Origin of the sequence: Asticcacaulis solisilvae, from assembly GCF_052327315.1 — a bacterium.
GTDB classification, from domain to species: Bacteria; Pseudomonadota; Alphaproteobacteria; order Caulobacterales; family Caulobacteraceae; genus Asticcacaulis; species Asticcacaulis solisilvae_B.
In genome coordinates this window covers 404,140-426,729 of sequence record NZ_CP166197.1, presented here as the reverse complement: position 1 = coordinate 426,729, position 22,590 = coordinate 404,140, and the positions used below count along the sequence as shown (strand labels likewise).

At 65.7% G+C, this 22,590-nt stretch carries 15 protein-coding genes; 2 read left to right on the top strand and 13 right to left on the bottom strand.

The genetic code is table 11. The annotated features are described in order from the left end of the window. The first annotated feature begins 5 nt into the window (after window positions 1-5). Both AB8717_RS20840 and AB8717_RS20835 read left to right on the top strand, forming a co-directional pair. Window positions 6-2,303 carry a GH92 family glycosyl hydrolase gene (locus AB8717_RS20840; RefSeq protein ID WP_443750960.1) on the top strand — a complete coding sequence of 766 codons (2,298 nt, stop codon included), beginning with the start codon at window positions 6-8 and terminating at the stop codon, window positions 2,301-2,303. Between the two features lie 8 nt (window positions 2,304-2,311). After that, window positions 2,312-3,325, top strand: a complete 1,014-nt coding sequence (locus tag AB8717_RS20835) for a N(4)-(beta-N-acetylglucosaminyl)-L-asparaginase (RefSeq protein ID WP_443750959.1) — start codon at window positions 2,312-2,314, stop codon at window positions 3,323-3,325. Here the strand turns inward: AB8717_RS20835 and AB8717_RS20830 are convergent. The 13 genes from AB8717_RS20830 to AB8717_RS20770 form a co-directional block, all read right to left on the bottom strand. Then, window positions 3,322-4,806 carry a tryptophan halogenase family protein gene (locus tag AB8717_RS20830; RefSeq protein ID WP_443750958.1) on the bottom strand — a complete coding sequence of 495 codons (1,485 nt, stop codon included), beginning with the start codon at window positions 4,804-4,806 and terminating at the stop codon, window positions 3,322-3,324. The two genes, AB8717_RS20835 and AB8717_RS20830, sit on opposite strands and share 4 nt — an antisense overlap. Continuing rightward, the gene (locus AB8717_RS20825; protein WP_443750957.1) at window positions 4,806-6,983 is read right to left on the bottom strand and encodes an endo-beta-N-acetylglucosaminidase; all 2,178 of its coding nucleotides are present in this window, start codon (window positions 6,981-6,983) and stop codon (window positions 4,806-4,808) included. The genes AB8717_RS20830 and AB8717_RS20825 overlap by 1 nt, the downstream gene beginning before the upstream one ends. Next, the gene (locus tag AB8717_RS20820) at window positions 6,980-9,052 is read right to left on the bottom strand and encodes an alpha-L-fucosidase (RefSeq protein ID WP_443750956.1); all 2,073 of its coding nucleotides are present in this window, start codon (window positions 9,050-9,052) and stop codon (window positions 6,980-6,982) included. Before AB8717_RS20820 ends, AB8717_RS20825 begins: the two co-directional genes overlap by 4 nt. A gap of 108 nt (window positions 9,053-9,160) precedes the next feature. After that, the gene (locus AB8717_RS20815; protein WP_443750955.1) at window positions 9,161-9,898 is read right to left on the bottom strand and encodes a GntR family transcriptional regulator; all 738 of its coding nucleotides are present in this window, start codon (window positions 9,896-9,898) and stop codon (window positions 9,161-9,163) included. Window positions 9,899-10,065: 167 nt separating this feature from the next. Further along, the gene (locus tag AB8717_RS20810; protein WP_443750954.1) at window positions 10,066-10,800 is read right to left on the bottom strand and encodes a GntR family transcriptional regulator; all 735 of its coding nucleotides are present in this window, start codon (window positions 10,798-10,800) and stop codon (window positions 10,066-10,068) included. Between the two features lie 12 nt (window positions 10,801-10,812). Then, window positions 10,813-11,604: a copper homeostasis protein CutC gene (locus tag AB8717_RS20805; protein ID WP_443750953.1), complete on the bottom strand. Its 792-nt coding sequence runs from the start codon at window positions 11,602-11,604 to the stop codon at window positions 10,813-10,815. Then, window positions 11,601-12,509 carry a BadF/BadG/BcrA/BcrD ATPase family protein gene (locus AB8717_RS20800; RefSeq protein WP_443750952.1) on the bottom strand — a complete coding sequence of 303 codons (909 nt, stop codon included), beginning with the start codon at window positions 12,507-12,509 and terminating at the stop codon, window positions 11,601-11,603. The genes AB8717_RS20805 and AB8717_RS20800 overlap by 4 nt, the downstream gene beginning before the upstream one ends. A gap of 155 nt (window positions 12,510-12,664) precedes the next feature. Next, window positions 12,665-13,081 (bottom strand): protein-export chaperone SecB, encoded by a 417-nt coding sequence (secB, locus tag AB8717_RS20795; protein ID WP_443750951.1) that lies wholly within the window; start codon window positions 13,079-13,081, stop codon window positions 12,665-12,667. Between the two features lie 28 nt (window positions 13,082-13,109). Beyond that, window positions 13,110-13,718, bottom strand: a complete 609-nt coding sequence (locus tag AB8717_RS20790; RefSeq protein WP_443750950.1) for an aspartyl/asparaginyl beta-hydroxylase domain-containing protein — start codon at window positions 13,716-13,718, stop codon at window positions 13,110-13,112. A 59-nt stretch (window positions 13,719-13,777) separates the two neighbouring features. Next, entirely contained in the window at window positions 13,778-14,464 is a 687-nt protein-coding gene (locus AB8717_RS20785; RefSeq protein WP_443750949.1) for a hypothetical protein, read from the bottom strand. A gap of 110 nt (window positions 14,465-14,574) precedes the next feature. Beyond that, a complete protein-coding gene (locus AB8717_RS20780) occupies window positions 14,575-15,987 on the bottom strand; it encodes an efflux transporter outer membrane subunit (RefSeq protein WP_443750948.1) in 1,413 nt (470 codons plus the stop codon). Window position 15,988: 1 nt separating this feature from the next. After that, the gene (locus AB8717_RS20775) at window positions 15,989-19,459 is read right to left on the bottom strand and encodes an efflux RND transporter permease subunit (protein ID WP_443750947.1); all 3,471 of its coding nucleotides are present in this window, start codon (window positions 19,457-19,459) and stop codon (window positions 15,989-15,991) included. Continuing rightward, window positions 19,456-22,581 (bottom strand): efflux RND transporter permease subunit, encoded by a 3,126-nt coding sequence (locus AB8717_RS20770; RefSeq protein ID WP_443751421.1) that lies wholly within the window; start codon window positions 22,579-22,581, stop codon window positions 19,456-19,458. The genes AB8717_RS20775 and AB8717_RS20770 overlap by 4 nt, the downstream gene beginning before the upstream one ends. Window positions 22,582-22,590 lie beyond the last annotated feature (9 nt).

Below are 22,590 nucleotides of genomic sequence, written 5' to 3'. Positions count from 1 at the left end.
TTCACATGATCTCACGCCGCCAGGTCCTGGCCGCCACCGCCGCCTTTACCACCCTGCCGCAGACCGTCCTGGCCGCCGCCAGCGACAACCCTTGCGACCACGTCGATCCCTTTATCGGCACGGGCGGACACGGCCACGTCTTTCCCGGCGCGACCCTGCCGTTCGGCATGGTCCAGCTGTCGCCCGACACCTCGTGCGCCGGCTGGGATTCGTGCTCGGGCTACCACCAGAAGGACGGTTCGATCCTCGGGTTTTCACACACCCATTTGAGCGGCACGGGCTGCGCCGACATGCTCGACCTGCTGGTCGTGCCGCGCACCGGCCCGGTCGTCCTGCAGCCCGGTACGGTCGAGGCGCCCGAGGCCGGCTACCGTTCGCGCTACGACCGCAAGACCGAGACCGCGACGCCCGGCTATTACAGCGTCGATCTGACCGACAGCCGCGTCCGCGCCGAGCTGACGGCCACCTTACGCACAGGCCTCCACCGCTATACCTTCCCGCAAGGCGAGGCTGGGCACCTGCTGATCGACTGGCACCACGCCAACGTTAACTGGTGGGAAAAACCCGTCCGGGCGCATATCGCCAATGCTTCGCTACGCCTGATCGGCAACGACACCCTGGTCGGAGGACGCCAGGTGTCGCAGTGGGCGCAAGGGCGCTGGATCTTCTTTGCGTTGAAACTGTCGCGGCCCGTTTCGGCGGCGACGCTCTATAGCGACGACCAAGAGGCCGACGGCGATACCGTCAAAGGCACCAACCTGAAATGCGTGCTGGAATTCGCCGACGCCGGGTCGGCTCCGCTGCTGGCCCGGGTCGGCATCTCGTCGGTCGATATCGACGGCGCCCTGCGCAATCTCGACGCCGAATGCCCGGACTTCGATTTCGAGCGTGTACGCGGAGCGGCCCGCGCCGCCTGGGAGCAGGAGCTGTCGCGCGTCCGCGTTGAAACCGGTGACGCCGACGCCAAACGCATCTTCTACACGTCGCACTATCATGCGCTGCTGGCGCCGACGATCTTCAGCGACGTCGACCGGCGCTATCGCGGCATGGACAACGAAGTCCATACGCTGAAACCCGGCGAGGAAAACTATTCGACCTATAGCCTGTGGGACACCTACCGCGCGGCGCACCCCTTCTATCTGCTGACACAAGGCCAGCGCATGCCGGCCATGCTGCAGGGCCTGGTGCGCATGGGGCAGGAAAGCCCCGCCGGCCCGCCGATCTGGCCGTTGCAGGGCCGCGAGACCGACACCATGGTCGGCTATCATTCGGCCGCCGTCCTGGCCGAAGCGTACCGCAAGGGCGTCAAGGGCATCGACTACAAGGCCGCCTTTGCCGTCATGCGCAAACGCGCCTTCGACGACGACGTCCATGGTCTCGGCTGGTACCGCAAACTCGGCTACATCCCCGCCGACAAGGTCGACGAATCCGTCTCGCGCACGCTCGAATTCGCCTATGACGACTGGGCGGTCTCCAAGTTGGCCGAAGCGGCGGGCCAACCCGCCGACGCGGCGTTCTTACGCGAACGCTCGCGCAACTATCGCAACGTCTTCGACTACTATACCCACTTCATGCGCGGGCGCCTGAGCGACGGCCAATGGGTCACGCCCTACTGGCCGGCCTCGCTCGGCCACAATCAAAAAGCGTGGCGCGACTTCACCGAGACCAATAGCTGGCAGGCCACCTTCCTCAACCAGCACGACCTGTACGGCTACATGGCGCTGTTTGGCGGCGAGACCGAATTCGAAGCCAAGCTCGACGGCCTGTTCGGCGCCTCGTCCGACATGCCCGACGGCAATCTCGACGACATATCGGGGCTGATCGGCCAGTACGCCCACGGCAACGAACCCAGCCACCACGTCGCCTATCTCTACGCCTATGCCGGCGCGCCCTATAAGACCCACGCCAAGGTCCGCCAGATCCTGACGACGCTGTACCACGCCGCGCCCGATGGCCTGGCCGGCAACGAGGACTGCGGCCAGATGAGCGCCTGGTACCTGCTGAGCTCCATGGGATTCTATCCCGTCGATCCGGTCAGCGCCGTCTACGTGCTGGGCTCGCCGCTGTTCGACAAGGCGACGATCAATGTCGGCGAGGGCAGGACTTTCACCGTTGAGGCGCCCGGCAACGGCCCCGACGCCATCTACATCCAAAGCGCCACCCTCAACGGCCGGCCCCATACGAAATCGTGGATCAGCCACGCCGACATCATGCGCGGCGGCAAACTCATTCTGCGTATGGGCAAGACACCGAACAAAGCGTTCGGCCGCGCGCTTTCGACCCGTCCTCCGTCCTTTGTTTGAGGTCTAACATGCTCAACTTCAGCCGCCGTTCCGTCGTCCGCGCCGCCGCCATTGCTGGATCACTGGCCGCCGCCTCCCAGGCCAAAGCCGCCGCGCCGGGCGCCATCGTCGTCTCGACCTGGGACTTCGGCGTCGCTGCCAACCAGGCGGCGTGGGACGTGCTGAAGGGGGGCGGCTGGGCGCTCGACGCGGTCGAGGCCGGGGCGCGCGTGCCCGAGATGGACCTGAAAAACCACAGCGTCGGCCGCGCCGGCTATCCCGACCGCGACGGCCACGTCTCGCTCGACGCCAGCATCATGGACGAGGCCTATCGCTGCGGCGCCGTCGCCGCGCTGGAGCATATCGCACATCCGATCTCGGTGGCGCGGCTCGTCATGGAAAAGACCCCGCACGTCCTGCTGGTCGGCGAAGGCGCCCTGCAATTTGCCCTGTCGCAAGGCTTCAAAAAAGAAGAGCTGCTGACGCCGGAATCGAAGGCGGCCTGGAAGGACTGGCTGAAGACCAACAACTATCAGCCCGTCGCCAACAGCGAGATGAAGACCTACGGCAAGGCGCCGGGAAGCAAGGTCCCCGGCGATGTCCACAACCACGACACGCTCGGCATGCTGGCGCTCGATGCGCAAGGCCGCCTTTCGGGCGCATGCACGACCAGCGGCATGGCGTGGAAGCTGCGCGGCCGCGTCGGCGACAGCCCGATCATCGGCGCGGGCCTCTATGTCGATGGCGAGATCGGCGCCGCCACCTCGACCGGCGTCGGCGAGGAGGTCATCCGCACCGCCGGCAGCTTCCTGGTCGTCGAACTGATGCGCCAGGGCCGTTCGCCCCAGGCGGCGTGCGAGGAGGCGGTCATGCGCATCGTCCGCCGCCGCCCCGAGGCCGCCAAGACCTTGCAAGTCGGCTTCCTGGCCTTGAACAAGAACGGCGAGGTCGGCGCCTTCGCTATCCAGAAGGGCTTCGTCTACGCCCGCTGCGATGCCAACCGTACCGACGCCGTCATTCCATCGGCATCGGTGTTCACCTAAGCCATCCCATCCAGCATCGCCGTCATGGTCGGCATGGTCTCGACCGTGCCGGCGACGGCTTCACGCACGCGTTCGAAATGCGCCGCGACTGCGTCGTCGTCGATGATGTCGGCCAGCGGGTCGTAGGCTTCTGGGATGATGTCCTGGCCCAGCATGACGGCCAGCCAGCTGGTTGGCTGGAACAACTCGCCCGGTGTCAACACGATGCGCGACGAGGCGCGGAAATGGTCGGTCTTCCACGTCAGGCTGTCGGGCACGTCCATATTGCGGCAATAGGCCCAGAACGGCGTGTCGTCACGCGTCGTCGCCTTGTAGTGCAGGATGATGAAGTCGCGGATGGTCTCGTACTGGTTGGCCATGGCGCGGTTGTATTGTTCGATGAGCAGCGGATCGATCTCGCGCCCCGGCCACAGGTCAAGGAACTTGACCAGACCCGACTGGATCAGGTGGATGCTGGTCGATTCGAGCGGCTCCAGGAAACCTGCCGACAGGCCGATCGCCACGACATTGCGGTTCCACGCCAGCTTGTGGCGACCGGTCGTGAAGCGGACGAATTTCGGATCGGCCAGGGCTTTGCCATCGAGGCCTTGCACGAGATTTTCCGCCGCCGCCTCGTCGCTGATGAAGTCTGAGGCGAAGACGTGACCGTTGCCGGTCCGGTGCTGCAGCGGAATGCGCCAGCGCCACCCGGCCTGGTCGGCGGTCGAGCGCGTATAGGGCGTCAGCGGTTCGGTGCGTTCGCTGGGCACGAAGGCGGCGCGGTTGCATGGCAGCCAATGGCTCCAGTCCTCGTAGCCGCTGTGCAGCGTCTTTTCGATCAGCAGACCCGACAGGCCCGAGCAGTCGATGAAAAAGTCGCCCTTGATCTCTTGTCCGCTCTCCAGCGTCAGCGTGGTGACGAAGCCGCTGTCGGGGTTCTGCGCGACGTGTTTGATCTTGCCTTCGATACGACAGACGCCCGAGGCTTCGGCGCGGCGGCGAAGGTAGGCGGCGTACAGGCTGGCGTCGAAATGGTAGGCGTAGGACAGGGTCGACAGCAGCGACTGGTCGCGTGGCGGCGTGCGGAAACGATCGTGCTTCGCGGCCATACAGTTGAGCGAATAGGTCTCGAAATCCTCGACGATGCCGTTGAGCCTGCGCCGCGCCAGGAAGTGTTCGAACCCCGTGCGGCCGAGCGGCTCGCCGATGGCGCCGAAGGGGTGGATATAGCGGCTGTCTTTCCTGCCCCAGCCGACGAATTCGATCCCCAGTTTGAAGGTCGCACTTGTCTGGCGCACGAAGTCGCGTTCATTGACCTCGAGCAGGCGATTGAAGCGCTTGATCGCCGGAATGGTCGCTTCGCCGACGCCGATCGTGCCGATATCCTCGGATTCGACCAGGACGATGTCGGCCAGCCGTCCCTTGGTGATGTGCGACAGCAGCGCCGCCGACATCCAGCCCGCCGTGCCGCCGCCGACAATGACCAGGGTTGGGCGCTCCATCACGCCGTCCAGTCGAACGTCGCGGTCGTGGCCGAGGTGGCGCCGTCTCCACCCGTGGCGACCAGGCGAAGCGTCGTTGTTGACGCGCCCGCCGGCCGCTTCAGCGCCTCGACATAGTAGCGGTCGCCCGAGATGCGGCCGAGCCAGACGGTGCCGGCGAACAGGTCGTAGTGATCAGTTGCCGGATCGTGCGTCCATTGCAGTCGGATTTCCGCCGACTGACCGGCGACGCGCGACGCGGCGACCGTGAAGCCCTGTGGCGCCGCCAGAGGCCTCGCGGGTCCGGCCGTCAGAGACAGCCTGCCGATATGGATATCGATTGTGCCCGCACCTTCGAAGCCGAGCGACAGGGCGGCCAGTTTACGACCGGCATAACGGCCGAGGTCCTGCTGCCACGTCCACCAGCCGGACGGCGACGGCTTCGCCGCGACCTTGACCCAGTCGACGGCCGACGGCGCATCCTCGAAAATAAGACCGAGTCGAAGTGCGTCGTGGGTCTCGCCCTTGCCGGTAAGGCCGACTGTAAAGCCGGCCGGCACGGCAAAGCCGGTCTTGAACAGCCGCAGCTCGGTGGCGGTCTTCGCCGTCAGCTTGCCCGAAACGCGCAAGGATGCGCTGCCGTCCCACGCCGTGTCGTAATCATAATCGACGGTGAGCGCGCCATCGCCGCCGCCGTGCATCGGTTTCGTCCACCACGTCCAGGTCGGCAGGACGTCCTGGCTGCCGAGGTTGAACCACGGCGTGGTTGCAACCGCCTGGCCCTGATGGAAGAAGCGGTCGCCTTCGCCCGTGTTGAACGATGTCGCAAAGGGCAGGGCGCCCACGACCGAGCGTTCCGTGATGAAGTTCGCCACGCCCCAGGTGATCGGCAGGCGGATCTGATCGGTCGGCTTTCCGGGCGCTTCATAGTCGGTATAGACTTTGCGCACCTCGGGCGCGCCGTAGGTTTTCGTCTGGTCGAGCGAAGGGGCGTTGTCGCGCGCCGGATTGCCGGTCTGCCCGGCCCAGAAGCTGTTGTGCAGCTGGTACCATTTGGCGCGGCTGGTCTTCGGATCGGTCCAGGCCAGCAACTCGGCCTTGTCAGGCGCGCTGAGGCTGGTCGAGGCGCGCAAGGCGTCGAGCCGGGCGCGGCGCATTTTCCGGAGGCCGTCCTCGACACTGTAGATCTGCAGGCCGCCCTTGGCCCCGCCCGTGCCGTTGGGCGCGATGACGGTCGGCGCGATCAGGCCGAAATAGCCGGGCCCGGGATAGAGTTGCAGGCCGTAGAAGACCGCCATGGGATCGTAAGTCTGGCCGAGGTCGGCGGGCGAGGGCAGGGCGTTCAGCGCCGGCCCCGAACAGCAGCCGCGCGTCATGCCGTAATGGCTCCAGCCCTGGTCGATCATCATCGAGTCGGCGCGCAGCGCGTCGGCCTCACGCGGGGTTCCGTCGACGTGCGGCGATCCCGGCCAGACGGCGCGGGCATCGGTATAGCCGTTGTAGTACTGGATATGGAAGTCGCTGAGGCCCGCTGTCTTTGCCTCGGCCTTCATCAGGCCGATCAGGTCCTGGACGGCGCGGGCATCGTCGGCCGTATAGCTCTCGAAATTGACGAAATAGCCATCAAAACCAAAGTATTGCGCCAACTTCACTAGCTTCTTCGCCACCTCGGGGCGCGGCATCGCCGTGCCGTCGAACATGCGCTTGTCGGGCTGGAACATGGTTCCAAGGCACAGGGCGCCGTTCCTGTGCGCCGCATCGATCAGACCGGCATTGGGCACAAGACCGGTCGTGTTCCAGCCGACGACGACGTCCTGGTACTGCCAGGCGCGCTCGACGTGGACCCGGCCGCCGGCGCCCATGGCGTAGCGGCGGCGATTGTAATCGACGTCGGGGCCATCGAGCGTGAGATAGGCGGCGACCAGGGTCCCGCTCGAGGTATGGGCGTCGAGTTTCGGGTGCGCCTGGGTGGCGGCAAACGGCGCGATACGCTGCACCTTTCGCACATGCGAACGGTAATAGGGTGCATCCGGATCGGTCTCGGGATCATAGGCCGCGAAGGTCGTCCAGGCGTCGCCGTGGCTGAGCGGATAGACCGGGGCCAGCGAGGCGGCCTGAGCGCGCGCCGCTGCGGGCAGACAGGCGGCGGCCATCGTCATGGCCAGGAAGCCCCGGCGATCGGGTGAGAACAGGCTCATCGCGTAATAATCCCCACGGCGCCGACGACAATAACAGGTTTATCCTGCACCGCGTTCGGCAATCTCAGGCGCAGATAACGGGCGGCATGCGGCTGCGCGAAGCGGATGCGCTGTTCGGCGCGGCTGGCCGCGATATTGGAAAATTCGCCCTTCGCGACGCTGTCTCCCCAGGTCTTGCCGTCATCGCTCAGCCAGGCTTCGTAACCGGCGGGCGGGCCCATCCTGGCGATCTGGTCGATCGGCACGTCGAGCCTCTGTTGCGGCGTCAGGGTGAAGCCCTTGATGGTATAGCTCTGCGCCAGATCGATCACCAGTTCGAGCGGCTGATTGGGTGCGCCGGTATAGGGCTTGCCGTCCTGGACGTCGCCACCGTCGGCCGTGACGTGCCAGCGCGCCGGCGAAAGATCGAAGTCGCGCGTGCTTATGACGCTGACGGCGCCATTTGCCGGCTTGCGCGCGATCGCCTTGACCGTGCCGCCATTGGGCAGGGCGAAGGGCTGGGCGTAGAGGGGCGACTTCGCCGTCGGCGCGCTGCCGTCGAGCGTATAGCGGATCTCAAGGCCCGGCGCGGGCGAGCCGATCGTCACCTGGCCTTGCGCGTCGCGGCGGACCCAGGGCTCCTCGACTACGTCCGGCATATGGAACAGGCCGAAACGATTGACGACCGGCGCCGCCGAGGCCGCGAGGACGCGCATACGCACGGCGGTCGTGCTGACCGGTTGTTCGAGGCGGACCAGGCGTTCGGGTCCGATCGACGGCGGCCGGGCGATTTCCCGCCAGCCTCCGGCCTCGCGGATGTCGATGGCGAACCCGTCGACGCGGACGCCGTAGCGGATGTCTTCAGACAGGCGGATCACGTCGAAGGTCTGAGGCCTGGCAAGGTCGAAGCGCAGCCACGCGCCGCCCGTATCGCGATTGGCCGCCGCCCAGGCCGTCTTTTCCGACAGCACATTCCCTGCGGCGAAAGCAGGACTGAGCCGGCTGCTGGCAGTGATGCGCGCAGCCTTGGCCAGATTGGCTCCGAACGTCTTGTCGCGGATCGATTTCCACGCCTTCAACGCCGCCACATCGGCGTCGGGGATGCGGCCCCGCCGGTCGGGCGCGACATTGAGCAGCAGGCTGGCGCCGCGCCCCTGCGACTCGAACCATAGCCGGGTCAGGGTCGCCGGCGACTTGGGCGCCTCGTCGGCGTGCCAGAACCAGCCCGGGCGGATCGACACATCGACCTCGGCCGGGTTCCAGACGGGGCCGCCGCGCACGCCTTGATTGGCCTTGTCGAGGCTGTAGGGCGACGTCAGGTCCCAGGTCGGCCAGCATGGATTGCCTGCCTGGCCGTCCTCATTGCCGACCCAGCGGATGTCCATGTCGGAATCGGCGAACATGACGGCGTTCGGCTGGTTCTTGCGCACGATCTCGCGCACCTTGTCCCACTGGTAATAGGTGTGGCCGTCGATCTTGCGGCGTTCGCGCGCCCCGCCGTAATAGCCGTCGCCGCCGTTGGCACCGTCGAACCAGACTTCGAACAACGGGCCGTACTGCGTCGTCAGCTCGTTCAGCTGGGCATGGTAATATTCGACATAGGCCGGGCGGCCGTATTCGGCGTGATTGCGGTCCCACGGCGACATATAGACGCCGAACTTGAGCCCGTGGCGGCGGCAGGCCTCGGCCATTTCGCCGACGATGTCGCCGCGCCCCGCCTTGTACGGGCTGTTTTTGATTGAGTGTTCGGTAAAGCGGCTCGGCCACAGGCAGAAGCCGTCGTGGTGCTTGGCGGTCAGGATTAGGCCGTTCAGCCCGCCCGCCACCACGGCGCCGGCGATCTGGTGGGCGCTGAAATCGGTCGGGTTGAACAGCGCTGTCGACTCGTCGCCGTAACCCCATTCGCGATCGGTAAAGGTATTGATCGTGAAGTGCATGAAGGCGTGCGCGCCCAGCCTGTGCCAGGCCAGTTGGCGCGGGGCGGGCACGGCGCCCGAAGGCGAGGGTGTTGCGGCCTCCGAGGGCAGGGCGACCGCGGCGGAAAGAGCCGCCGAGCCCGTAAGGAGGGAACGCCGTGTCAGTATGGTCATGCCTGCCTCCGCTTACAGGGCCGTACATTGCGGCCTTGCATTGGTCATGACAACTTTTATGCGTCGCGACGGATCACGCAAGTATAAAAACGTTTTCCGTCGTAAAAATTACGGGTTATGCGCCAGTTCGGACATCAGGTCGTAGGCGTCGCCGCGATAATACGATTTGGTATATTCCGCCGGACGGCCGTCGGCCAGGAAGCCGCGGCGCTCGATCAGCAGGCCCGGCGATCCCACCGGGATTTCAAGCAGGCGGGCCTGTTCGGCATTGAACGCCACGGCGCGCAGGCGCTGCAGGGCGCGGATTGGCCGTGTGCCGTTGGCTTCCAGTGCCGAATAGAGCGAATCCTCGACCGATTCGAGCGACGGCAGGCAGTCGGCCGGCACGGTCGAATAGTCGAGCCCCATCGACGTGCCATCGGCGAAGCGCATGCGGTTGTAGCGATAGACGATCGTGCCGGGCGACAGGCCCATCGACAGGGCCTCCTCCGGATTGACCGTGCCCGAGGTCTTGGACAGCCACTGGCTGGACGGGATGCGGCCGCGCGACATCATGTCCTCGGTGAACGAGGTCATCTTGGAATAGCTCTTTTCGACGCGTTCGGCGACGAAGGTGCCGGCGCCCTGGCGGCGCGTCAGCAGGCCTTCATAGACCAGGCCGTCTATGGCCTTGCGCACGGTGATGCGGGAGACGCTATATTGCTCGGCCAGCTCGCGCTCGGTCGGAATGGCGTCGTTGGGCAGCAGCTTCTTGCCGGTGATCGCCTCACGCAGCGAGTCCTGCAGTTGCAGATACAGGATCGCGGGTTTCGCGCCCTCCGAAGCTTCCCGTTTGTTGACAGCCATATAGCCCCGGCGCTGAAGTGTCATTACAACCGGACGAAGCCGGCGAAACCAAGTTATAAACTGGTATTGTAAAATAACCTTATACGCAAGGCATGTGCGTTGGCCGGGACGCCGGACGACGGATTGCACGGCCTGTTTTCACGGCATCAAATTACCGTGGGCGGGGATCAGGCGCCCGATACCGTCGAGTCGATGATCAGATCGGAGGCCTCCGCGCGGTACCAGCCTCGCGTCACCTCGATCGTCCGGCCGTCCTTCAGGAACCCGCGGCGTTCGAGGAAAAGCCCCGGACCGCCGGCGGGAACGCTTAGCTGGCCGGCCTTGTCCTCCGGCAGGATGACGGCACGCAGACGGTGCAACGCTCTGACGGGCGAAGGGCCGCTACGTTGCAGGGCTTTGTAGAGCGAGTCCTCCAGCGCCACATCGGCCGGCAGGTAGTCGCTGAGCACGGCCGTCTGTTCGACGGCGACAGCCAGATCGTCGTGATAGCGGATACGCTTCAGGCGCGCGACCGTCGTGCCGAAGGGAACGCCGAAAGTCATGGCTTCGTCACCGTTGACCGTGCCGGTCTCGCGTTCGGCCCAGACGCTGCGGGTCTGGCGGCCGGCGCCCAACAGATCTTCCTGGAACGGAAAGGGCACGGCCGATTCCGGCTTCCCCGCGACAAAGGTGCCCATGCCGCGCCGGCGGACGACCAGACCCTCGCGCTCCAGCTCGGCCAAGGCCTTGCGCACCGTGATGCGCGATACGCCGTAATGGGCCGCCATGTCGCGTTCCGGCGGCAGGGCTTCGCTGCCGCTCAGCCGGCCTTCGTGTATGGCCGTGCGCAAGACCCGCTCGAGTTGCAGATAGATTGGGCCGTTGCTGGCGGGCAAACCTGACATGACGCTGAAAAACGACATCCTGCCTCCGATCTAGCCGCGCGCGGCGCCGCGTCTTGCCTGGGATTGAGCCGATTGGCCGGCGTCTATGTCCGCCAGGATTTCCAGCGTGCGCGAGATTTCCTCGGGGTCGGTGCGGCGATGGTCGGGCGAACTGTAGCCGAGGCGCAAGGCCTCCTGCGAAACGATCTCGCGGGGCAGGCTGCACGAGCCGTGGACCCATGCGATGCCGGTCCGGGCAACGATTTCGCGAACGGTCTTCGATCCGACACCGACGCCAGCCATGACCTCGATGCGATTTCCGGCCGTCTTCGACGCGGCCACCAGGGCCTTCAGCGTCTTGACGCCGGAGGGCGCGTCCATTTCGCCGCCGGAGCTCAGGACCGCATCGATGCCCAGATCGCGGGCGATCGCCAGGGCGGTGACGAGGTTGGGCGCGAGGTCGAAACTGCGATGCAGTGTCACCTTTAGTCCCTGGCGTTTCGCGTGGCCGGCCAGGCGGCCCAGGGCCATTTCGTCGAGATGGCCGGCGGCGTGGTTGGCGCCCAGCACGACGCCTTCCAGCGAAAGCGCGGCCACGGTGTCTATATCGCGCAGCATCATATCGATTTCGCCGTGGGAATAGGTGAAATCGCCGTCGCGCGGACGGATCATGACGCGCGTCGGACAGGCCAGCCGGCTGGCCGCCTCCATCATGCTGAGGCTTGGCGTCAGGCCACCCGCGCTCAGGCAGGTGCACAGTTCGATACGGTCGGCGCCGTGCGCGGCCGCGATCTCAAGACCCTCATGCGTATCGACGCAGACTTCGAGGCGCGCACGGGTCATGATCCGGCCTCTTCGGCATCATGGCTGGCTTCAACCCGGCCCTGGCGCGCCAGCAGCAGGGCGCCGTCCAGCGCATCGCCCCTTGGTTCGGCGATAAAGGTCGAGAGCCGGGCGGGCAGCAGCGGCCGCACGAGATGGGCCAGTCCGCCCAGCAAACAGATCTGAGGGGCGCCGAGCGCGATCAGGCCATCGACATAAAATGCGCAATCGGACGCCAGCCGGTTGGCCAGCGCGACGGCGACAGCATCGTCCTTTTTCACAAATGCGAAGACCATCGGCGCCAGAGCCGCGAAATCCCGCGGTGTCGCCCTTTCGGACCAGTCGACAATATCGACCGGCGCGCCGAAATGATCGATCAGGGCGCGGGTGAAAGGTGTCTGAACGGCAAATCCGTCATGAGCCTGCAAGGCGGCGAGCAGGGCGTCGCGCCCCAGGGCGGCGCCCGATGCCCGTTCGGCCAGGGCGAAGCCCCACCCGCCGCGCGGAATACCAATGCCGTCGATCACGGCGTAGCTGGAATTGCCGGTGCCGATGATCTGGATAGCGCCATCCTCGCCGCCGAACGCGCCAAGACAGGCGGCGTGGGCGTCCGAAGATATCTTGAGCGAGGCGAAGGCGTCACCGCGGACGGCGATCCCGGCGCAATCCTCGGGCTTGAGGACGCCGGCCAGCCCGAAGCCTGCGGACGCCGCCGTCAGGACGCCGCGCGGCAAGCCGGCCGTCTGCAGCGCGTCGTCGATGGCGGCCGAAATGTTGGCCCAGACGAAATCCTGGCCCAGGCGAACATTGGCCGCGCCGCCAGTGGCCTCGGCGAGGACATGGCCGCGCCCATCCCGGATGCGGACCCGGCACTGGGTGCCGCCGCCGTCCACGCCGATATAGATTCGCTTGTTCAAGTCTTTCATGGCCGTCATGGGCCTGGATATTCCACACATCTGGGGCCGCCGTGGCCAGCATCTTTTATATGGTGCTGACCAATGTGACCGTTATCATGTCAATTAAACCTGAAAGGCTGAATTTGTCCATGAAAAGATTCTCGAATTTGAAAACGGCGGCTGTGTCAGACGGTCTGTTTCAGTGAGCGCCAGTTGGCTTCGAAGTCGATAGGGTCGAGGATCAGGGCCGGGAAGCGGGCCCGCATCAGTGTGGAATCGATGACCTCGCGGGCATAGGGCAACAGCAGGGCGGGGCATTTGCCGAGCCGGACGCGGTCGAGCGCCTCGCCATCGAAGCCCGAGATATGGAAGATGCCGGCCTGCAGCACTTCGATCATGAAGGCGGTGCCGCCGTTATTGGTGCCGACGACCGATATTGTCAGCACGACCTCGGTAAGGCCGCCCTGGACCTGGGAATGGCTGACCTTGACGTCGATCTTGACCTGGGGCTTCCAGGCGTCGGTGAAGATGGACGCGCCCGCCGGGGCCTGGAAGGACAGGTCCTTGAGGTAGATCTGGCGCGTGGTGAACTGTTCGGTCATGGGATCGTCCGGGTTGGAGGTTATGGGGTCAGGCCGTCAGTGGCCCTTCGGTGTCGAAGACGGTTTCGCCGGGCTGCACATAGTCCATGATCAGGTGGATGCGTGCCTCGGTCCCGTCGTTCCGGACGGCGTGGGTGCGGCGGTTGTTGATTTCCCACATCTCGCCCTCGGGCATGTGGAATTTCAGCTTACCGACGTAGAAGACCGCCAGGGGGTTGGTGACGATGGGCACATGGATGCGGTGGCAGCGCTTCAGCGACTCGCCCTCGTCGACGTGGGGCTTGATCTCGGCGCCGGCCGGCAGCCGTGTCAGCAGGGTCCGGATGAAGTAGCCCGGCCCGCAGGTCTCGGCGACCCGGCGCTGCCGCAGGGTCTGCAGATAGGCGCCGCGGACATGGTCCATCAGCGGGCGGATGACGGGCTCGAGCTCGTGAAAAATCGGGTGGACGGTCGGATCGGTATGCCGGAAGTCGGCGTCGGCGATCAGTTTCAGGGTCTGGGTGCTGGCGTGCGCCCGGAAATCGGCCTGGCGGCGGCCGTCGGCGGCCCAGTCGTCTTCGCCGTATTGCGAAACGATGGCCCTGAGGGCGGAAATGTCGAAGCGGCCGAGCTTCTGGGCATCCTGGGCAAAATTCATGGACGAGAGTCACGCCTGATAGGTCATTACCAATCATTATGTCCAATTTTGCGCGAAGTTCAATAAGCGTAACCGTGGGCGTCGATAACCGGGGCGTCCATGCGGGCGACAAGGTCGCGCAGGTCCGCGTCGTAATAGTCGCGGTAGGGCCTGTGCTCGCTCGTATTGAGGTCCGGCACCGATTGCAGGAAGTCGCGGACCAGCATCCTTTCCGGTCCGCGCAGACCAGGGAGGTTCGCCGGCAGGTCCCGCCGCAGGGTCTCCATTTGAAGAATTTTCGGAGCCTGCGCACCCGCATAAAGGCGGTCATACAGAAAGGTGTAGAAGCCGCGGCCGCTACCGCGGATCGTTTCGATGCAGGCCTTTGTCAGGTTGAGGCCATGGCTGACGAATGTGTCGGGAAAAGCATCCTTCAGCCGGTCGATGCGCGCGTTGTCGTCGCCGAGTGTCGCGAGGTTGCGGATGGTGGCGGAAAAATCGAGGCTGCCGTCCTGGCTGCTTACCCGGAACAACGGGTTGGGTTTTGCTTGGCCCTGCTGGAAATGGAACCAGGAGACGTAATAGGACCACGGATTGCGCACGGTTCCCAGCACCGGCAAGGCCTGGAAAGCCTCGGGAATCTCGCTGTACGGCAGGTGATAGCCGACACGGGTGGCCTTGGGGATGCACGTCATCATCATGTGGTTGACGAAGGTGCCGCCGGACTTGTGGAGGTGCAGGAAAACGAAAGTCGGGCAAATGATCATGACCTTTTATCGCACGCGGCCGCGCGGTGTGCAAATAGCGGTGCGCGCGGGAGCGGCAGCTCGGGCAACATCATGACCAAGCGCAAGGACGACCGCGCCAGAGGACGTTGTCAGTGTGCTGACAATGTCCCGGCGTCCCAGCCGCCGCCCAGGTCCTGGATCAGCGACACGCTGGCCTCCAGCCGCGACCGGCGGACGGTCAGGGTGCTGACGCGGGCCGACAGGGTGGCGTTCTGCGCCGTGATGACGTCGGAATAGGCGACGTGGCCGACCTTGTACTGGTTGAGCACGATCGTCTCTGCCTGCCCGGCCGAGGCTTCGGCCTGTTCGCGCAGGGTTTGCTCGTCGCAGAGCACACGCAGGGCCAGCAGGTTATCTTCGGTGTCCTGGAAGGCCTCCAGCACGGTCTGGCGATAGCGCGCGACCTCGACATCGTAGCCGGCCTTGGCGCCCTTGACGGCGGCGCTGCGCGCGCCGAACTCGATCAGCGTGTCCGCGACATCGGCGCCGATCGACCAGGTCGAATTGTGCGCCGAGAACAGCTTCGACAGGGTCGAGCTCGATGCCGAATCCGATGCCGACAGATCGAGCGTCGGGAAGAAGGCCGTCTCGGCAATGCCAACATTGGCATTGGCGGCGGCGACCGCGCGTTCGGCCGCGGCGATATCCGGGCGCCGTTGCAGCAACGACGACGGCACGCCCGGCGGCGTTACCGGCACGATGGTGGTCAAGGCGCCCGACGGGAGATCGAGCTGATCCGGCGGCACCCCGATCAGGGTCGCGATGGCGTGCAGGTACTGGCCGCGTTGCAGCGTCAGGGCCGTCAGGGACGCCTGCGCGCTCTTCAGCTGGCTTTCGGCCTGCAGCACGTCCGACCGGTCGGTGATACCGGCCTTGTATTGGTTCTGCGTCAGAGTCAGCGCCTTCTGGTAATTGTTGGCGGTAGCCGTCAGCAAGGTCTGCTGTTCGTCGGTGGCGCGCAGATCGAAATAGGCGATGGCCAGGGTGGCTTGGGCCGACAGGGTCGCATTGGCCAGGTCGGCGCGGGCGGCGGCGGTATTGGCCCGGGCCTGTTCGATCTCACGCCGGACCTTGCCCCAGATGTCGAGCGACCAGGCGGCGTCGAGCCCGGCGGTAAAGCGGTTGCCCGAGGTGGTGGTTGTCGATGACGACGATGTTCCGCTGCCGCCCGAGCGTCTTGCTCCGAAGCTCAGGCCCAGGGTCGGCCACAGGTCGGCGCGGCTTTCCGATACGGTCGCGGCGGTCTGTCGCACGACGGCCTCGGCGGCGGCGACATTCTGGTTGCCGATCGTCACCTTGCGTTCCAGCCCGTCGAGCACCGGATCGTTATAGACGCTCCACCATTCACCCTTGGGCGCCGTGTCGGCCGGCGCAGCCTGCGACCAGCCGTCGAGCGCCGTATAGCGCTGGGGCGTCGGTGCGTCCGGGCGGTGATAGGTGGGGCCGACGGCGCAACCCGACAGGGCCGTGGCGACGAGCAGGCAGGGGATCAGACGCTTCATATTACGCTCCCGTCGCCGAAGGTTGCGGGTGCCCGTCCGGCGCCGGCTTCGGCTTCTTGCGCCCGAACCTGAGGCGCAGCTTGTCCATGTAAAGATAGACCACTGGGGTGGTCAAAAGGGTGAGGGCCTGGCTGGCGATCAGGCCACCGATGATGGTGACGCCCAGCGGCTGGCGCAGCTCGGCGCCCTCGCCGAAGCCGAAGGCCAGGGGCACCGCGCCCAGCACGGCGGCGGCCGTGGTCATCATGATCGGGCGGAAACGCAGGCGGCAGGCTTCGAAGATGGCGTCTTCGGCCGACCAGCCTGCGCGCTCGCGGGCCAGGGCGAAATCGATGATCAGGATGGCGTTCTTCTTGACCAGGCCGATCAGCAGGATGACGCCGATCAGGGCGATCAGCGAGAATTCCGTATGGAAGGCCATCAGGGCCAGCAACGCGCCGATACCGGCAGACGGCAGGGTCGACAGCACGGTGATCGGGTGCACATAGCTTTCGTAGAGGATGCCGAGCACGATGTAGATGGTGACGATGGCCGCCAGGATCAGCAGGCCCTGGCTGCTGTTGGACTGCTGGGCGGTTGCCGCCGTGCCGCCGAAGCTGCCGTGGATGCTGCCGGGCATGCCGATGGTGGCGACGGCGTCGGCGATCTCGGCCTGGGCGTCCGACAGGGCCTTGCCGGGCGCCAGGTCGAACGACAGGGTCGCCGCGACCGACTGGTCCTGGTGGTTGACCGAAACGGGCGTCGCCGACAGGGCGAAGGTCGCGATGTCGCTCAGCGGGATCATGCGCTCGGCCGAGGTCGTGATGGCATTGCCTGTCTGGGCCTGGCCTGCGCCGCCCCCGCCCGTCGTCGAGCGCGACACGCCCGCGCCCGACAGGGCCGAGGTCGAACCGGTGACGCCGTTGCTGAGATTGGCCACCGTCGCGGCGCTCTGGCCGTTGGATGCGGCTGCGCCCACCACGCCGCGTCCGGAGCTGGAGGCCGCGCCCGCGAAGGGATTGGCGGCGGGTGCCGGGGTGCGGCTGTAGAGCTCGGAGGCCGCCCCCGTATAGTCGATGCCGGAGGCAGCCGAGGTTTCGCGGTTCAGCACCGCCGGCGCCGACAGGCGCAACTGGTTGGCCGGCGAGGTCGTGGTCGCGGACGCACCCGACGTGGGCGGCAGGTAGACGCCCCTCAGGTCTTCAGGGCCTTGGGCGAACATCGGGTCGGCTTCCATGACGACGTGATACTGGTTGAGCGGCCCGTAGATGTTCGAGACCTGGCGCTGGCCGAAATAGTCGTAGAGGATGCTGTCGACCTGCTGTGAGGTCAGCCCCAGCTTCGACGCCGTGGCGCGGTCGACCGTGACGTACGAGGCCAGCCCGTTGACCTGCTGGTCGGTGCTGACGTCGGCGAAGACGTCGGTGCGCTTCTGCATCTCGTGCATCAGGGCGTCCGACCAGGTCTTGAGCGTGCGCGAGTCGTCGCTTTCCAGCGTATACTGGTATTGCAGGTTCGACTGCCGCCCGCCGACGCGGAAGTCCTGCGAGACCTGGAGGTAGAGCTGGGCGCCCGGCACCTTGCTGAGCTTGGGGCGCAGCCGGTTGAGCACGTCGTCGGACGACAGCCCGCCGCGCTCGGCCTTGGGCTTTAACTGGCCGAAGGTGAAGCCACCGCCGGAACCGGTGAAGCCGACGACCGTCTCGACCGCCGGATCGGAGGCGACGATGGCCTGCAGCTTGCGCATCTTCGCCGAGGTCAGGGCGAAGGAAGACGCCTGGTCGACCTGCAGGCCCCCCTGGATCTGGCCGGTATCCTGCTGCGGCAGGAAGCCTTTCGGGATGATGACATAGAGATAGACGTTCAATCCGATGACGATGAACAGGACGATCAGCACGAACAGCTTGTGGTCGATCGACCAGTTGAGCGCCTTTTCGTAGATGCCGAGGAAAAAGGGCGATTTCGGCCGGCCGTCCTTGTCGGGCTTCGGCTTCTTTTCGGCCTTCGCCTTCTTGCGAGGGTCGATCAGCCGCGCCGACAGCATGGGTGTTGTGGTCAGCGATACCAAGAGCGAGATCATCACCGAGGCCGCCAGCACGACGGCGAATTCGTTGAACAGCCGGCCGACCACCCCGCCCATGAAGAGGAGCGGAATGAAGACGGCGATCAGCGAGATCGAGATCGACAGGACTGTAAAGGCGACTTCCGATGCGCCGCGTATCGCCGCCTTGAACGGCGGCATGCCCTCTTCGACATGGCGGGTGATGTTCTCGAGCACGACGATGGCGTCATCGACGACGAAGCCCGTGGCCACCGTCAGCGCCATGAAGGACAGGTTGTCGAGGCTCAGGTGGAACAGGTACATGAAGGCCAGCGAGCCGAGCAGCGACACCACAACGGCCAGGGCCGGAATGACGGTGGCGCGGCCGTTGCGCAGGAACAGGAAGACGACGCCAACGACCAGCAGGGTCGAGATGCCGAGCGTGCGTTCGACATCGAGCAGCGAGGCGCGCGTCGTAATGGTGCGGTCGACGGCCAGGTTGAGGTCGATCTGCGGCGGCAGCTCGGCGCGCAGTACCGGCAGGGCTTCCTTGATGCGGTCGACCGTTTCGATGACATTGGCGCCCGGGGACTTGGTGACGCGGATAACGATGGCTTCCTTGCCGTTGGCCAGGCCGAGGTTCTGGGTGCTTTCGGGTCCGTCATAGACGGTCGCCACGTCGGATAGCCTGACACTTGCGCCGTGGCGCGTGGCGATGACCAGGCCGGCATAGTCGGACGCCTTCATCGCCTGGTCATTGGCGTAGATCTGGAGCTGGCGGTTGCCGTCGGTGAAATAGCCCTTGGGCTGGTTGGCATTGGTCGCCGAAATGGCGGCGCGGATGTCTTCCGGCGAGATGCCGTAGGCGGCCAGCGCCCGCGGATTGAAGTCGACGCGCACGGCGGGGGCGGCCCCGCCGCCCAGGCTGACATCGCCGACGCCGTTGATCTGCGACAATTTTTGCTGGAGCGTGTTGGACGCGGCGTCGTAGATCTGCGCCGTCGTCATGGTTTCCGATTGCAGGTACAGGACCACGATCGGGGCGTCGGCGGGATTGACCTTACGATAGGTCGGGTTCGAGCGCAGCGCGGTGGGCAGGTCGGCCCGTGCCGCAGCAATCGCGGCTTGCACGTCGCGCGCCGCCCCGTCGATGTCGCGGTTGAGCCCGAACTGCAGCGTGATATTGGTGCTGCCGGTCGTGCTGTTCGACGTCATTTCGGTGACGTTGGCGATCAGCCCCAGGTGCCGTTCCAGCGGCGTCGCCACCGAGGTCGCCATGACTTCGGGCGAGGCGCCGGCCATGTTGGCGCGCACCTGAATGGTCGGGAAGTCCACCGTCGGCAGCGCCGCCACCGGCAGGACGAAATAGGCCGCCACCCCCGTCAACGCGATCCCCAGCGTCAGCAGGATGGTGGCGACCGGCCGCCGGATGAAGGCTTCGGGCAGGCTCATTCCGCGGGCTCCGCGTCGGCCAGCTCGGCGGAGCGGTCCTTCGGCTTGAAGCGCGCCCCCAGCCGGTCGAACGTCACGTAGATGACCGGCGTGGTGAAGAGCGTCAGGAGCTGCGACGCCAGCAGGCCGCCGATGATCGACAGGCCGAGCGGGAAGCGCAGCTCGGCGCCGTAACCGCCACCGAGCAACAGCGGCACCGCGCCCAGCAGCGCCGCCAGTGTCGTCATGATGATCGGGCGGAAGCGCAGCAGCGCCGCCTGGTGGATGGCGTCGCGCGGACTGAGGCCCTGTTCGCGTTCGGCGTCGAGCGCGAAGTCGATCATCATGATGGCGTTCTTCTTGACGATACCGAAGAGCAGGATCAGCCCGATAATGCCGACGACGCCCAGGTCCTGATGGAACAGCCAGAGCGCGATAAGCGCGCCGATGGCGGCGGACGGCAGGGTCGACAGGATGGTGACCGGGTGGATGAAGCTTTCGTACAGGACGCCCAGCACGATGTAGATGACGACGATGGCCGCCAGGATCAGCCACAGCTCGTTGTTCAGCGAGTTTTCATAGGCCGCGGCGGCGCCCAGGAAGGTCGTGGTGATCGAGATCGGCACGCCCATCGACTGCTCGGCCTTGCGGATCGACGTGACTGCGTCGCCCAGCGCCACGCCCGGCGCCAGGTTGAACGAGATCGTCGCCGACGGGAACTGGCCGACATGGTTGATGACCAGCGGCGCCTGGCGCGTCTCGATATGGGCGATGGCCGACAAAGGCGTCTGGCCGCCGCCGGAGGTCGGCACGTAGATGTCGTTCAGTGCTTCGGGGCCCGTACGGAATTCCGGCGCCGCTTCGAGGATGACGCGGTACTGGTTCGACTGGGTAAAGGTGGTCGAGATCATGCGCTGACCGAAGGCGTCGTACAGTGCATTGTCGATAGTCGACAGGCTGACACCCAGCCGTCCGGCGGTGTCGCGGTCGACATTGACATAGGCCGCCAGGCCTTGCGCCTGGATGTCGGAGGCGACGTCCGTCACCTGAGGCAGGTGCGACAGCTTGTCGACCAGCTTGTCGCTCCATTGCGAAATCAGGTTGAGGTCGGTGCCTTCCAGAGCGAACTGGTACTGGGTGCGCGACAGCTGGGCGTCGATCGTCAGGTCCTGGACAGGCTGCATGTAGAGGGTGACGCCGGGGACGCGGACCTCGTCCTGCAAACGCCGGATGATGGCCGCCGCCGACCCGTGGCGCTGTTCCAGCGGGTTGAGCTCGATCAGCACCCGGCCGGCGTTGAGCGTGGTGTTCTGGCCGTCGACGCCGACGAAGGTCGAGACGTCCTTGACGTCCGGATCCTTCATGATGGCGTCGGCCAGCTGCCGCTGCAGCCCGGTCATCTTGGTGTAGGATACGCTTTGCGACGCCTCGACCACGCCCTGGATTTCGCCCGTGTCCTGTGTCGGGAAAAGGCCCTTTGGAATGAAGATGTAGAGCGCGATGGTGATGGCGACCGTGATGGTGGCGATCAGCAGGGTCAGGCCCTGGTTGTCGAGCACCCAGCCGAGGCCGCGGTCATAATGCTTGATGGTGCCGTCGATGAAGTTTTGCGTCTTTTCGTCGAGCGAGCCCTTCTTCGGTTCCTTGGGGTGTTTGAGCCACAGGGCGCAGAGGGTGGGAACCAGGGTCAGCGATACGACCGCCGAGATGACGATGGTAATGGCAAGCGTCACGGCGAATTCGCGGAAGAGGCGCCCGACCACGTCGCCCATAAAGAGCAGGGGGATCAGCACGGCCAGCAGGGATACGGTCAGCGAGATGATGGTGAAGCCGATCTCTCCGGCGCCTTTCAGCGCCGCCGTCATGGCGTCGTCACCGGCCTCGATATAGCGGCTGATATTCTCGATCATGACGATAGCGTCGTCGACCACGAACCCTGTCGCAATCGTCAGCGCCATCAGCGACAGGTTGTTGAGCGAGAAGCCGAGCAGGTACATGACCCCGAAGGCGCCGACCAGCGAGATGGGGGCCGCCACCGCCGAGATGAAGGTTGCCGGCACGTTGCGGAGGAAGACGAAGATGACGGCGACGACGAGCAGCACCGCCAGGCCCAGTTCGAACTCGACATCGGTGACCGAGGCGCGGATGGTGACGGTGCGGTCGGTCATCGGCGTGATGACCAGGCCCGGCGGCAGGCTTTCCTCGATACTCGACGAGGTCACCTTGTCGCACGCCTTTCCGGTGCAATAGGTGTGCGGCAACAGCGCCTTGATGCGGTCGGCGACCGCGATGACGTTGGCGCCGGGCTGGCGGCGGATGTTGAGGATGATGGCGGGCGTCGTCTTGACGGTATCGCCCTCGCGCGTCGAGGCATAGGCGCCCAGTTGCGCATTCTCGGCGCCGGGCACGACCTCGGCCACGTCCGACAGGTGGATGGCGCTGCCGTTGCGGTAGGCGATAACCAGACGGCCATAGTCGTTGCTGTCGGTGATCTGGTCGTTGGCGTCGATCGAGTAGGCGCGGGTCTTGCCGTTGAAGCTGCCCTTGGCGCCGTTGACATTGGCCGCGGCGATCGACGAGCGCAGGTTTTCCAGCGTGATGCCGTAGGCCGCCAGGGCCTTGGGATTGGCCTGGATGCGCGTCGCCGGGCGCTGGCCGCCCGACAGGCTGACCAGGCCGACGCCTTCGATCTGGCTGATCTTCGACGCCACGCGTGTGTCGACCAGGTCCTCGACCTGGGTCGGGTCCATGGTCGGAGAATAGACGGCCAGGGTCAGCACCGGCGCGTCGGCCGGATTGACCTTGGCGTAGGTTGGCGGGGCCGGAAGGTCCGACGGCAGCAGGTTGCCGGACGCGTTGATGGCGGCCTGGACTTCCTGTTCCGCGGCATCGAGCGAGATGTTGAGCCCGAACTGCAGGGTGACGACCGAGGCGCCGGCCGAGCTGACCGACGACATCCGGTCGAGATTGGGCATCTCGCCCAGCTGCCGCTCCAGCGGTGCCGTCACCATCGAGGTCATGACCTCGGGCGAGGCGCCGGGATAGAAGGTCTGGACCTGGATGGTCGGGTAATCGACCTCCGGCAGGGCCGACAGGGGCAGCAGGTGAAAGCCGATCAGGCCCGACAGGAAGATCGCCGCCATGAACAGCGA